Source organism: Arthrobacter sp. UNCCL28 (assembly GCF_900102805.1).
Classification (GTDB): domain Bacteria; phylum Actinomycetota; class Actinomycetes; order Actinomycetales; family Micrococcaceae; genus Arthrobacter; species Arthrobacter nicotinovorans_A.
The window spans coordinates 1-12,910 of record NZ_FMWE01000004.1; the positions used below are offsets into that span (position 1 = coordinate 1).

At 64.6% G+C, this 12,910-nt stretch carries 10 protein-coding genes and 1 pseudogene; 4 read left to right on the forward strand and 7 right to left on the reverse strand.

The annotated features are described in order from the left end of the window. A pseudogene (locus tag BLQ01_RS12325) lies at positions 1 to 357 on the forward strand (pyruvate dehydrogenase (acetyl-transferring), homodimeric type); the annotation flags it as partial. An 83-nt stretch (positions 358 to 440) separates the two neighbouring features. Here BLQ01_RS12325 and BLQ01_RS12330 read toward each other — a convergent pair. Next, the gene (locus BLQ01_RS12330; protein WP_026541924.1) at positions 441 to 632 is read right to left on the reverse strand and encodes a YegP family protein; all 192 of its coding nucleotides are present in this window, start codon (positions 630 to 632) and stop codon (positions 441 to 443) included. Between the two features lie 160 nt (positions 633 to 792). Here BLQ01_RS12330 and nboR point away from each other — a divergent pair, with 160 nt between their 5' ends. Further along, entirely contained in the window at positions 793 to 1,431 is a 639-nt protein-coding gene (gene nboR, locus BLQ01_RS12335; RefSeq protein ID WP_026541925.1) for a nicotine blue oxidoreductase, read from the forward strand. Positions 1,432 to 1,450: 19 nt separating this feature from the next. Then, positions 1,451 to 1,918, forward strand: coding sequence for a GNAT family N-acetyltransferase (locus BLQ01_RS12340; protein ID WP_091552014.1), 468 nt, complete (start codon positions 1,451 to 1,453; stop codon positions 1,916 to 1,918). Positions 1,919 to 1,993: 75 nt separating this feature from the next. Here the strand turns inward: BLQ01_RS12340 and BLQ01_RS12345 are convergent, their stop codons facing one another. The 5 genes from BLQ01_RS12345 to BLQ01_RS12365 form a co-directional block, all read right to left on the reverse strand. Continuing rightward, entirely contained in the window at positions 1,994 to 4,972 is a 2,979-nt protein-coding gene (locus BLQ01_RS12345) for a molybdopterin-dependent oxidoreductase (protein WP_091552016.1), read from the reverse strand. Beyond that, complete coding sequence (locus tag BLQ01_RS12350) at positions 4,962 to 5,900, reverse strand: FAD binding domain-containing protein (RefSeq protein ID WP_091552018.1); 939 nt, start codon at positions 5,898 to 5,900, stop codon at positions 4,962 to 4,964. The genes BLQ01_RS12345 and BLQ01_RS12350 overlap by 11 nt, the downstream gene beginning before the upstream one ends. Next, positions 5,891 to 7,177: an XdhC family protein gene (locus BLQ01_RS12355; RefSeq protein ID WP_091552019.1), complete on the reverse strand. Its 1,287-nt coding sequence runs from the start codon at positions 7,175 to 7,177 to the stop codon at positions 5,891 to 5,893. Before BLQ01_RS12355 ends, BLQ01_RS12350 begins: the two co-directional genes overlap by 10 nt. Positions 7,178 to 7,505: 328 nt before the next feature. Further along, positions 7,506 to 9,089 carry an NCS2 family permease gene (locus BLQ01_RS12360; RefSeq protein ID WP_026546900.1) on the reverse strand — a complete coding sequence of 528 codons (1,584 nt, stop codon included), beginning with the start codon at positions 9,087 to 9,089 and terminating at the stop codon, positions 7,506 to 7,508. 6 nt (positions 9,090 to 9,095) lie between these two features. After that, positions 9,096 to 9,590, reverse strand: a complete 495-nt coding sequence (locus BLQ01_RS12365; RefSeq protein ID WP_011776019.1) for a nucleoside deaminase — start codon at positions 9,588 to 9,590, stop codon at positions 9,096 to 9,098. Positions 9,591 to 10,157: 567 nt separating this feature from the next. On the opposite strand from BLQ01_RS12365, the gene BLQ01_RS12370 reads away from it, so the two are divergent. Continuing rightward, entirely contained in the window at positions 10,158 to 11,504 is a 1,347-nt protein-coding gene (locus tag BLQ01_RS12370) for an 8-oxoguanine deaminase (RefSeq protein ID WP_026541931.1), read from the forward strand. Positions 11,505 to 11,620: 116 nt separating this feature from the next. Here the strand turns inward: BLQ01_RS12370 and BLQ01_RS12375 are convergent, their stop codons facing one another. Next, positions 11,621 to 12,757, reverse strand: a complete 1,137-nt coding sequence (locus tag BLQ01_RS12375) for a hypothetical protein (protein WP_254779406.1) — start codon at positions 12,755 to 12,757, stop codon at positions 11,621 to 11,623. Between the last annotated feature and the right edge of the window lie 153 nt (positions 12,758 to 12,910).

Genomic DNA, 12,910 nt, shown 5'->3' on the forward strand with positions numbered 1-12,910 from the left:
GCCTTCCTGAACCCCGGCCAACCCGCCCGCACCCCGTTCATCACCGAACAACTCGCAGGCACCACCGGACCAGTCATCGCAGTCTCGGACTACATGAAAGCCGTCCCCGACCAAATCCGCCAATTCATCCCCAACGACTTCGCCTCCCTCGGAGCAGACGGCTTCGGCTTCTCCGACACCCGCCAAGCCGCACGCCGCTACTTCAAAAACGACACCCACTCCATCGTCGCCAAAACCCTCCAGTTGCTGGCGGCGAGGGGCGAGGTCGAGGAGGGCGCGCCGTCGTACGCCATTGACCGCTACAAACTGCTGGACGTGAACGCCGGCACCACCGGCGGAGCGGGCGGAGACGCCTAAACACCCCGTATCAACAAGTGGCGGCAGTGTTCGTAAAGAACACTGCCGCCACTTGTTGTTTCGCTGGTTTCTGCCAACCGGGCCTAGGTGCCCAGGTTCCTGCGGTCCACCACAAAGCCGGTTGCCGCATTTTCGCGGACTGCGTTGATGCCGGCCACCACGGCCTTGAGGTTCGGAAACTGCGGCGACACTGCCACAACCGTGCCGTCCTCGGCGGTAAGCCTGAACCGGAATGAGTTGGATCCTGCTTTGAGAATTTCGAAATTGCCAGCCATTTCCCCTGTACTTTCACGCATCGTTGCGTTTCCGAGCTGACTTCATAACTCCCCCATAGACGATATCGGCCATTTCATACGGCCAAAAGCCCTACTCATCGGTAATTTACAACCGATATAGGTAGATCGCTTCGAAAGCCACCAAGGAGCTAGAGACCGCATGCACCCCCGCGCGTATGGTGAGGATATGACTGACATCGGCACGGCCCCCACCACGGGTGTGCTCCTCGCTGCCGGGGCCGGCACCCGCCTGGGCCGTGGTCCCAAGGCCTTGCTGCCCTTCCGCGGGCGGACTTTGGTGGAGGTTCTCGCCGATACCCTGTTCGACGGCGGTTGCCGCGAGGTTGTGGTGGTGCTCGGTGCAGAGGCCGGACATGTTCGGAGCAACACCGATTTGGGCACCCATATGGTGGTCGAGAACGAGAACTGGGCCAAGGGAATGGCCGGCTCTTTCCGCGCCGGAATCGATGCCGCCGCCCCAGGAAACAGCATCATGGTGGCGCTGGTCGACCAACCCGGTTTAACCCCGACGGCGGTCAGCAGGCTGCTGGGCAGCCACCGTCCCGGCCGGGTCACCGCGGCCGCCTATCCTGACGAGTCGGGTCACCTGAAGCGCAGGCACCCGGTGATTTTCGACGTCGGACTCCGCGCCGACGCTGCCGCGGCAGCTCACGGCGACACCGGCGCGCGTTCATTCCTCAAAGCGCACCCAGGCTTGGTGGACCTGGTGGACTGCAGTGACCTTTGTTCCGGCGAGGACCTTGATACCAAAGACCAGCTGCACCTTCTGGAAGGGTAGTGCCGGGTAGATTTGGGGCATGATCCGCATCGAACCCGACGATCCCGCACGCCCTGATGTCAGCCAGCTCCTCAGCGAGCACCTGGCCGACATGTTCGCCACTTCCCCGGCCGAGAGCGTGCATGCGCTGGACCACTCGGCGTTGTCGCACGAGTCCATTACGTTCTGGACAGCCCGCGAGGACGGCACCTTGCTGGGGTGTGGTGCGCTGAAGAAACTGTCCGCCGGGCAGGCAGAGATCAAGTCCATGCGCACTACGTCCGCCGCACGCGGACGTGGGGTGGCCACCGCGATGCTGGAGCACATTGTGGCCGAAGCCGCGCGGCTGGGTTACGGGCGCGTGAGCCTGGAGACGGGTACCGAGGATTATTTCGCCCCGGCCCGCAGGCTGTATGCCCGGCACGGTTTTACGGAGTGCCCGCCTTTTGGGGATTACACCCTGGACCCGAACAGCGTGTTCATGGAGCTCACCCTCTCACCCAAGTAGGTAACAGCAAACGTCGCAATGAGGGCTCATAGCGACGTTTGCTGTTACCTAGTTGGGCTGGCAGGGGGACAGGGGTCAGCTGGGGATCAGGGTGCGGTCGCGGAGGGCCAGGTAGATCTTGTCCCGCGCGATGGGCAGCTCACCGAAGCGGATGCCGGTTGCGTTGCGGATGGCGTTGGCCAGCGCGGGAGCCACGGGATTGAACGGGCTCTCGCTCATCGACTTCGCACCCAGCGGCCCGGTGGAGTCGTTGGTGGTGGCAAAGTACACCTCGCTCCGGGGCACATCCGCGAACGACGGGATGTGGTACTGCCGCAGGATGTCCGTGGTGACGCGGCCGGCGTCGTCCACTTTTACTTCCTCGTAGAGCACCGCGCCGAGGGCCTGCGCGATACCGCCCTCGATCTGGCCACGGCACTGCCGCGGGTTGACCACCACACCAGCGTCCGCGGCTTGGACACTTTGCAGGATCCGCAGCTCGCCGGTTCCCGTGTTAACGGCGACCCTGAAGCCATGGACGTTGAACGCCACCGATCGCGGCGTTCCACCCCAGTTGCCGTCGGTGGCGAGCCGAACGCCTTGCAGCCGGGCGGCGTCGACGATTTCCGTCAGCGGCACGGTCCGGTCACCGCACTCGACGGCGCCGTCCACCAAGCGGCAGTCGGCCACCGGAACGCCCGTCAGGGATGAGGCAACGGTCTGGATCCGGGTGCCGAGCTCCAGCGCCGCACCGAGCGTCGCTTTTCCGGCCACCACGGTTCCGGCCGAGCCGAACGCGCCGGTGTCGTGCTCAAGGAGGTCGGTATCGGACTGCCGCACAGTCACTTTGGACGCAGTCGTAGCCAGGGCCGTGGCAGCCAGCTGCGCGTGGACAGTGGTGGTGCCGTTCCCGAACTCGGCAGTACCGACGTCGACGGCGAACCTTCCGTCAGCTTCCAGGCTCACCCGGGTGTGGGCGAAGTGTCCGCGCGGCGGGACGGTGTCGATCATGGACAGGGCCGAGCCCTCCCCTACCACCCAGTCCGGGCCGAGGTCATCCAAGCCGGCAGCCCGGTAGCGTTCCTTGCCGCGGTCCAAAGCATCCCGGACCAAGGCGACGCACTGGTCCAATCCGTAGCTTCCGTAGTGGACGTCTTCCTCGGGCTCGGGAGTTGTGGAGAGCATGTGGTCGCCAGGCCGGACCATGTTCTTGAGCCGGAACTCCAGCGGATCCATGCCGATCCCGATGGCCAGCTCGTCAATGGCGGATTCGATGGCGAAGATCATCTGGCTCAGCCCATACCCGCGGAAAGCGCCTGCGGGGACGGTGTTGGTGTAAACCGCGTGCGCGTCCACCTTCTTGTTCACGCACTTGTAGACGGCCAAGGATTCTCCACAGCCGTGGAACATCACCCCGGGAGCATGGTTGCCGTAGGCGCCGGTATTGGTGAGGACGTCCAGCTGCAGCGCCGTGAGGTACCCGTCCCTGCTGGCACCCGCCTTGAGCTTGATGGTGAACGGGTGGCGGGTGGTGGTTGCGGTGAACTGCTCTGTCCGCGTGAACTCCAGTTGGACGGGCCTGCGCAGTTTCAGGGCGGCGAGGGCTACCAGGTCCTCGGTAAGGACCTCCTGCTTGCCACCGAAACCGCCGCCAACCCGGCCAGCCACCACCCGGATGGTCTCCGGCGCCAGGTTGAACACCCGGCTCAAGGTCCTTTTCACCAGGAACGGAACCTGCGTTGAGGAACGGATCATCAGCCGGCCGTCCTCATCCAGCCAGGCAATGGACGAGTGGGTTTCCATGGCCACATGCTGCACGCGTTGGGTTTGGTACGTGTGCTCGTGGATGAAGTCGGCCGCCGCGAAGCCGTCCGCAACGCTGCCCAGCTCGGCATGGACCTCGGCCACTACATTGTGATGCGGGCGGGAAATGCGGGAGAAGACCCCGTCCTTTTCTCCGTGGATAGCCGGGGCTCCGGGGAGGATGGCCTCTTGCGGCGTAAACACCGGCTCCAGGAGTTCGTACTGCACCTCCAACGCCCGGGCGCCGGCCTCGGCTGCGCCCACGGATTCAGCGACTACCGCAGCAACGCGCTGTCCGATGAAGCGCACCACGTTGTCCAACACCCGGGTGTCGTCAGGATCGTCGGTGAAGTTCTCGTGCTGGGCCGTGGAGAAGAGCTGCTGCGGCGCATCCTCATGCGTGAAGACCGCCACGACGCCGGGAACCGCCAATGCCGGGGCCTTGTCGATGGACACGATCCGGGCATGCGGGTGCGGCGAACGCAGCAGCTTCAGGTGCAGCAGGCCCGGAAGGTCCTCGGCAGGTACGTCCAGGGCGTAGCGGGCGGTCCCGGTGACCACGGCTTGGCCGGCTGGTGCGGGAACGTTGTCGCCGAGCTGGCCCGGAGCGGCTGCCACAGGGGCAGCTGCTGCTGCTATCGCCTTCGCGGTGCCGGAGGGCGCGGGCGACTGCGTGTTGGAAACAGGATCCGGCCCGGAAGCAGGCAGCGTCCCGGAAACTGGCTGTGCCCCGGAAATAGGCTGTGCCCCGGAAACGGGCTGGGCCCCGGAAACTGGCTGTGCCCCCGAAACGTCAGCTCCGGCGTCGTGCTGGTCTCTGCCACTGTGGCGGCCGCCGTGGCCTTCGCCGTGGCCGCAGACCGCATCCGCGATGGACCGGTAACCGGTGCACCGGCAAAGGTTTCCCTTGAGGTTGCGGGGCAGGTTGGCGCGTTGTTCGTCGTCGAACGTTGCAGCAGTCATCATCATGCCGGCGGTGCAGAAACCGCACTGGAAACCCTGGGCCTCGAGGAACTGCTCCTGCACAGGGTGCAGGCCTTCGTCCGACGCGAGGCCCTCGATGGTGGTGACCGCTTTACCCTCGGCGCGAACGGCCGGGTAGATGCAGCTGTGGACGGGTGTGCCGTCTACGTGAACCGTGCAGGCTCCGCAGTCGCCGCCGTCGCAGCCCTTCTTGACTCCGAAGTTTCCCTCTTCACGGAGGAACGTGCGCAGGCACTGGCCCGGGCGGGGTGTGGCCTGCGAGGCAGAACCGTTGATCTCAATTGCCATTCGGGGCCTCCTTCTGCTGGGTGGTGGTTGGTGTGGGCTGGGTGGAGGGCTGGGGCGAGGTATTGTGCGGGGGCCAGAAATCGCCGGATACAGCCATGGACTCGCCCAACAGTTCGGCCCGGATTTCCTCCGCCAGCTTGAACGTCATATCCCGTCGCCATGCGGGGAGCCCGTGGATGTCATCGTGGTACAGCGGCCAGGGAATGGAATCGCCGACGACGTCAGCCAGCGTCCCGGCGTCGGGAACCTGCCCGGCGGGGAACCGCAGCTGTACCGGCCTTTTGGTGGAGGCGGTCATGGTGATGACCAGACCGCCGTCGGGGTCGAGCCGGCCGATCAGCAGCACGCCGGAGCGGCCGAGGTTGCTCAGGGATAAACGGCGGAAAGCGACCCGGGCGGAGAGCGCGCTGGCCGGCAGATGGATGCTGCGGAGCAACTCCCCCGGGGCCAGGACGGTCTGCATGTCTCCAGTCACGACGTCGGCCACGGGAACCTTGCGGCTGGTGCCGTCCGGGCTGAGGATGGTGGCCACACCGTCGAGTCCGGCGCAGAGCGAGGTCATGGGTCCTGCGGGCAGGCCGGTGCAGATGTTGCCGCCCACGGTGGACATGTTCCAGATCTTGAACGAGGCCACGAACGAGTCGCAGCACGGCCGGATCAGCGCCAATCCGGGCCACTCGCGGCTGGCTGCTGCGGCGGTTTGGGGCAGGGCGTAGAGCTCAGCGACGGTGCAGGTGGCAGCCAGTTCGATGCCCGCATCCGTAACGGTGATGGCCGGCCATTCCGCCTGGCCAAGGTCCAGGAGCCGCTTGAGAACGGTGCTCCCATAGGAGAAAAGGACAGTGCCCCCGGCGAGCCAGGCGTCGCCGTCGCGCCATTGTGCGGGGTCCGTGGTGGGGACCACGGCCTCGATGGTGTTCATGTCCATGGGTCCTCCTGAGTGAGGTGTTGAGTGGTTGCGTGCGTCGGGGCCGGGATCGGCGCTGCGTTGGGCGCAGCGTGAATCGGCATTGGGTGAATCGGGCCGGCGCTGTCTTTGAGGGAAGGGAACCCGGGGGCACTCGAAGTCCGCCGGCCCGCACCGCGCTCAGCAATGATTTCGGCGGTGATGGAAACCGCCACTTCAGCGGGAGTGACAGCACCCAGGTTCAGTCCGATCGGCGAATGCAGCCGGTCCAGGGACTCCGGCGAAGTGCCTGCCTCGAGCAAGGCGTCGATCCGTTGGCGGTGGCTGCGGCGGGAACCCATGGCGCCGAGATACGCCAGGTTGATACGGAGGGCGCTCTGGAGCAAGGGGATGTCGAACTTGGGATCGTGCGTCAGGACGCACACCACGGTACGGGCATCAATGCGTCCTGCCGCTGCCTCTGCTTCAAGGTAGCGATGCGGCCATTCGGTAACCACTTGGTCTGCTCCCGCGAATCGGGTTTGCTTGGCGAACGCAGGCCTGGCGTCGCACAGGGTCACGTTGTAGCCGAGGAGTTGTCCGGCGGGCAGCAGTGCTGCGCCGAAGTCGTTGGCGCCGAAGACCAGCATCCGGGCGGCCGGCAACCGGCTTTCCACCAACAGGGTGATGGGCTCCGGTTGCGTTTCCTCCTGTGGGGGCATGGCCAGCCTCTCCGTGGTAACCCAGCCATCGATGCATCCCTCGGGCGGTGCCAGGCGCACCAAACCGGCTCGGCCACCTTGGAGCAGTGGCTCCACCTGGGCAGCGGCTGCAAAAAGTGTGGAGGGGTGGTCGCCCAGCAGTTTGGCCAGTTCCTCGGACTCCATGGCACGGAACCGGACGGGATCATTGACCACCATGACTCCGCCGTGCGCATCGAGCCGGCGGATCAAGGCCGCAGGACGCGGGGTTTCGGCAAAAACAGACAGCTCAGGCGATCCTGCCCGGAGCGGCTGGATATGGACTTCCAGTTCCCCTCCACAGGTAAGGCCGACGGCGAACGCGTCCTCGGAACTGTAGCCGAACGACTCAAGGCGGGGGCCGCCGTCGCGCATTGCTTCCAAAGCCGCTTCCACGACGGCGCCTTCCACGCAACCCCCGGACAGGCTGCCCAGGATTTCGCCGTTTTCGGAGACCAACATTGAGGTTCCCATGGGCCGCGGCACAGAACCGCCAGTCCCTACGATCGTGGCCACAGCACACAGTTGGCCGGAGACCGCAGGCCGCCAGCTGCCCAGTGAAGGCATCAGATCCAGCATGGCAACACATCCTTATTCCAGGTGTCCCAGCCGGGTGGCCCGGCCGGAGCAGTGCGCGATCTTGCCCCATAATCTCATTTCCAGAGGTTGTTGAGGGGAAGTCGCAGGTAATCGATAAAAGCGTTCATGGGAACGGGGGCAAGGGCTTCATCTCCCTGCCCCCGTTCCTTGACGGAGCGTCGACCGCCCAGCCGCCGCCCGCCGTCGTGCCTTCCAGTCCTTATGGTTCGGGAAGGACGACGACGGCGGACGCCTATTCGTGCGGTGGGTGCCGGCGGACCGCCGATCAGAGTGCCGGAACAACCGCCGGCGCGGGTGCGGCTCCCGGTTAGACGCCCATCAGGGCGTTGATCGGGCCGCGGGCAAAGTAGATGATGAAGCCGGCCGTGACCACCCACATCAGCGGGTGGACCTTCTTGGCCTTGCCCGACGCCGCGCTGATCACGGCGAAGGAAACGAATCCGACGCCGATTCCGTTGGCGATCGAGTAGGTCAACGGCATGGTCACGATGGTCAGGAACGCCGGGAGCGCAATCGAGAACTTGGTGAACTTGATCTCGCGGATCTGCGCCATCATCATGGCACCCACCACCACCAGGGCTGCTGCTGCAACTTCCAACGGCACCACCGAGGTAAGCGGCGTGAAGAACATCGAGCCCAGGAACAGCAAGCCGGTGACCACTGAGGCCAGGCCGGTACGTGCGCCTTCGCCGATGCCGGCCGCCGAGTCGATGTACACCGTGTTGGACGAACCCGACGTCGCGCCACCCACCACTGCGCCCATGCCTTCAACAATGAAGGCCGACTTCAGCTTGGGGAACGTGCCGTCCTTATGTGCCACGCCTGCACTCTTGGCCAGGCCCGTCATGGTGCCCATGGCGTCGAAGAAGTTGGTGAACACCAGGGTGAAAACCAACATGGTTGCTGCCAGTCCACCGATCCGTGCGAACGAGCCGAAGAGATCGAACTGGCCCACCAGGCTGAGGTCCGGGACGGACACCAACTGGCTGGAGAGGATGGGGACATTGAGGTGCCAGCCGCCGGGGTTCTCTGCGCTGCCGGGACCAATGTGGAAAACGGCCTCGGCAACGGCGGCGAGGATGGTGGTGGCGACGATGCCGATCAGCAGGCCGCCCTGAATCTTGCGTGCCACGAGGATGCCCATGGTCAGCAGACCGACAATGAAGACGAGGGTGGGGATGGACGTGATGGAGCCGTTGTCGCCCAGCTGGACCGGCGGACCGCCCGTGGTGGCGCGGACAAAGCCGGAATCGACGAAGCCGATGAAGGCAATGAACAGGCCGATGCCAACGGTAATGGCGGCCTTGAGTTCCTTGGGGACTGCCTTGAAGATCGCCGTACGGGCTCCGGTGGCACCGAAGAGGACAATCAGTATGCCGTTGATGACCACCAGGCCCATGGCTTCTGGCCATGTCACTTCCTGGATGACCGCGACGGCAAGGAACGAGTTGATGCCCAGGCCGGCCGCGAGGCCGAAGGGCAAGTTGGCAATCAGACCGAAAATGATGGTCATGACGCCGGCAGTCAGGCCCGTTACGGCACCGACCTGTGCTGCTGAGAGCCAGCCGCCGGCCACGTCCGTGGGAGCGTTTTCCGCCGAGAAGCCGCCAAGGATCAGCGGGTTCAGGATGACGATGTACGCCATGGTGAAGAACGTGACCAAGCCGCCGCGGAATTCACGGGCCAGCGTGGAGCCACGCTTGGAGATCTGGAAGAACCTGTCCAGAAAGGAGTTCGACACCGGGGGCTTCTTGTTGCCATCTGCCAGGCCGGTTGCCGTGTGCTTTGCTGCTGTGGGCTCTGCGCTGTTCTCTCCGTTGGGGAAGAGCGCAGCCTGCTTCTCAGCTGCTGTCTGCATTTCTGCGTTATCCAGGATGTTCATGTCAGCCACCGGGCCCTAGTAGTCAATCCTGGAATCAAGCGTGTTCCATGTGTTGAAGGGCTGGAGGGCCTCCGGAGCCTGGGGGTCGCCCAGTTCCAGCTTGGCTACCGGCATCAGCGCGTCCCGGTTGTCGTTCTCGAAGTACTCGTAGAAGACGGCGTCGTCGAAGCCAACGGATGCGGCGTCGTGACGGTCTGCGGCAAAGAACACGCGGTCCACGCGTGCCCAGAGTGCCGAAGCCAGGCACATGGGGCATGGCTCGCAGCTGGTGTAGAGGGTTGCTCCGCTGAGATCGAAGGTCCCCAGTTCGCGGCAGGCGTTGCGGATGGCCGTAACCTCTGCGTGTGCGGTGGGATCATTCGTTGCGGTAACGCGGTTGACGCCTTCGAAGGCTCGTCCGTCCGCGGTGACAATGACGGCACCGAAGGGGCCACCACTGTTAAGGACATTGGCTGTAGCCAGCTCAATGGATGTGGCCAGGAATTGCTCGGCCGTGACGGTTGTACTCATGTTGCGACTTCCTTAGTGCTGAGGAAGCCAGGTGACCTGTTTGGGGGCGCTACAGAGAGGAGCTCCAGTTAGCTTGGTTACCAGGCTTCAGCATGTGCGATGAAGGTTAAGTTGCGCCTGGTAGATAGCTTCCCGAGGTCCGGGTGCCCGCCTTTGGCAGTTAGAGCGTAGCACCAGGTTTGTGAGCCGCGCCATAGTTTTTTGAAAACTTAATTTCGTCATGCGAAATTACTCGTGGGGCCAGGCCCGTGCGGGAGGCGCCTCGCGTGGTGCCTCGAGTGGGGCCGGGGCTGGCGCCGGGAGGCGCCCCGTGTGGTGCCGGGGCTGGCGCCGGCTGGCGCCCCGTGTAATGCCGGGCTGGCGCCGGGAGGCGCCTCGGGGGCCCCGTGTGATGCCGGGGCTGGCGCCCGAATGTGACCGGCTGACGACCGCGGGCGTTGACGGCCGCCGTCGTGCATTCTACGCTTTTCGGACTGGACCGCGTTCTGACGGTCCGGCAACCTGGATCAGCAGACAGGGCCTAACTGAGCTGGAACGCGTACACGCCGACCAGACAAGGAACCTGCAATGACCCCTCTATGGATCAAGAACCCGCTGGGTATCTTCACCGCAAACGACCTCGACGCCGGCGGCGGCCTGGTGGTTTCCGACTCCGGCACCATCCTTGAGCTGGTGCCTTCGGGCGGGCAGCCCTCGCTTCCCTGTTCCGTTTTTGATGCCTCCGCGCACGTTGTCCTGCCCGGGCTCATCAACACGCACCACCACTTCTACCAAACCCTCACCCGCGCCTGGGGACCGGTGGCGAACGCTCCCCTGTTCCCGTGGCTGCAGAACCTCTACCCCGTGTGGGCCCGTTTGACTCCTCGAAGCCTGGAGCTTGCCGTGCAGGTTGCGCTGGCCGAGTTGCTGCTCTCGGGCTGCACCACCGCCGCCGACCACCACTACCTCTTCCCCGACGGCATGGAAGACGCAATCGACATTGAAGTCGCCGCCGTGCGTGCCATGGGGATGCGGGCCACGCTGACCCGCGGGTCCATGACCTTGGGAGAGGACGACGGCGGGCTGCCGCCCAGGACCACGGTCCAGTCGCCTGAGGCGATCCTTGCGGACAGCGAACGGCTGATCCGTCAGTATCACGAGACCGGAGACGGGGCCGTGGTGCAAATTGCCCTGGCCCCGTGCTCGCCGTTCTCGGTGACGAAGGAAATCATGGCCGAGTCTGCGGCGATGGCTGAGCGGTTCGATGTCCGGCTGCACACACACCTCGCAGAGACGATCGACGAGGAAGACTTCTGCAAATCCATGTTCGGACTGCGGACCGTGGACTACCTGGAATCCGTGGGCTGGCTGGGCAACCGCACCTGGCTTGGACACGGCATCCACTTCAACGACGAGGAAATTGCGCGGCTGGGAGCCGCAGGAACAGCGGTGGCCCACTGCCCGACGTCGAACATGCGCCTGGCCTCCGGGACCGCGCGCGTCCTGGAACTCGAGGCAGCCGGCGTTCCCGTGGGGCTGGGAGTGGACGGTTCGGCGTCGAACGACGCTTCGAACATGATCCTCGAAGCACGGCAGGCACTGTATCTGCAGCGACTCCGGTACGGCGCCTCCGTTCCTGTGGAGCGTGCACTGGGCTGGGCTACCCGCGGGTCCGCTGCCGTGTTGGGTCGTTCCGACATCGGGCAGCTGGCACCCGGACTCCAAGCTGACCTGGCCCTGTTCAAGCCCGACGAGCTGCGGTTCTCAGGCAGCCACGATCCCGTAGCCGCGTTGCTGCTCTGCGGGGCGGACCGTGCCGACCGGGTGATGGTCGGGGGTCAGTGGCGCGTGGTGGACGGCGCGATTCCCGGGCTGGATGTGGCCGGACTGATCGCTGAGCACTCGGCTGCGGCACGGAAGTTGGTGGCGGGGTAGGTTGTTTCTGCTTTGGCCGCGCCCGTTTCGGGGGTTCGCTGCTCAGGATGCCGTGCGCACGGCACTCTTCGCAGGGAACCCCCGAAGCGGGTGGCCTGGATGGGCGCGTGGTTTAGCTAGATCCTGATCTTGTAAACGTGATGCGTGTACTCGTTCGCGAAGGAATCCGTGAACTTCCCGTCTTGGACAGAGATGGTGCGATTCTCGCCCACCACCTCCACCTGCGTGCCGGTGATGCCGGCAGGAACTGTGAACGTCTTTGAACCGGTGGCACCATTCAACCCGATGCCGGCGAAGAGATAAGCGTCGCCGTCCCTGGCCTTCAGCATGGTGTCCGCACCCGGGGCTCCAGCGTTCCACACATAGCTTTGGGTGTTGAGGACAGGTGCCAGCGACTGGATGCCAGCCAGCGCAGCCTTGATCGCCGCTCTGCGGTCCGCCGGGATGTCCACCAACGAATACGTCCCGAACCGGGAATCGTTGTTGTGCTGGAAAATACTGATTCCGCGGGCTTCATGGATGATGGCCGACCACATGGCTCCTTCCATCTGCTCAGGAGTTATGGTGCTGGCATTCGACTCCGACAAGTAGGGCCGAGCCGATTCGACAAACACCCAATTCGGCTTCATTCCAGGGGTTGCCTGGAAGGAGCGCAGCCGGTCAATCTGCCATCCGTACGCAGCACTCGCAGCGGGATTCGCTCCCGCAGGCCAGGCGGGAGAAGCCTTGATCGCATCACCCACGGCCGGGCTGGTGTAGGCGTAATTATCAGCGGAAGCGAAGTCCACCACAGCCAGGAAATCATCCATGGTCCCACTGGCCCACCACGTCCCGAGAATGCCTTTACCGTAGTTGGCATTGATGGGGCGGCCATCACCGTAGGCGCGTATCTTCGCCACCAGGTCCTTCATCTGCTGCAGGTTCTCCTGAGTGTTGCTCCCGGAACAACCCAGGCCCATGTCGCACTCGTCAAACGTCGCCCAGGCGACAACGCCGGCATTGTTACCCACCTCGGCGCGTGTCCACTCCTGGCCGGCAATGACCAACATCCCGGTGTCAGTGATGGAGGTCAGTGCTGAGCCATCGTGTTCTGCCTCCTGATAGACATTCACTCCAAGGTCCTTCAACTGGGCGGCATGTTCCGGCTTCCCGAAGAAGACGCTCACGGGGAAGAGGTTGGGATCGTTCAGCTTCGCCGCACCGGCGAACTTGGACCAGTACGACGGTCCGCCGTCCCAAGGAACCCGGGCCAAGTTGGAAAGGCTGCCGGTGGGTGGAGTGGTTGGGGTTGGGGTTGGGGTTGGGGTTGCTGTCGGCGTCGGCGTTGTACTGGGTGTGGGCGTCGCAGTTTCGGTCGGCGTCGGCGTCGCAGTTTCAGTCGGCGTCGCCGTCGCGCTGGGTGTGGG

What these genes read in the sequence shown, in the direction of transcription:
- BLQ01_RS12330 (WP_026541924.1), bottom strand. Translation starts at nt 632, where the DNA reads ATGGCTGGCAATTTCGAAATTCTCAAAGCAGGATCCAACTCATTCCGG.
- nboR (WP_026541925.1), top strand. Translation starts at nt 793, where the DNA reads ATGCACCCCCGCGCGTATGGTGAGGATATGACTGACATCGGCACGGCC.
- BLQ01_RS12340 (WP_091552014.1), top strand. Translation starts at nt 1,451, where the DNA reads ATGATCCGCATCGAACCCGACGATCCCGCACGCCCTGATGTCAGCCAG.
- BLQ01_RS12345 (WP_091552016.1), bottom strand. Translation starts at nt 4,972, where the DNA reads ATGGCAATTGAGATCAACGGTTCTGCCTCGCAGGCCACACCCCGCCCG.
- BLQ01_RS12350 (WP_091552018.1), bottom strand. Translation starts at nt 5,900, where the DNA reads ATGGACATGAACACCATCGAGGCCGTGGTCCCCACCACGGACCCCGCA.
- BLQ01_RS12355 (WP_091552019.1), bottom strand. Translation starts at nt 7,177, where the DNA reads ATGCTGGATCTGATGCCTTCACTGGGCAGCTGGCGGCCTGCGGTCTCC.
- BLQ01_RS12365 (WP_011776019.1), bottom strand. Translation starts at nt 9,590, where the DNA reads ATGAGTACAACCGTCACGGCCGAGCAATTCCTGGCCACATCCATTGAG.
- BLQ01_RS12370 (WP_026541931.1), top strand. Translation starts at nt 10,158, where the DNA reads ATGACCCCTCTATGGATCAAGAACCCGCTGGGTATCTTCACCGCAAAC.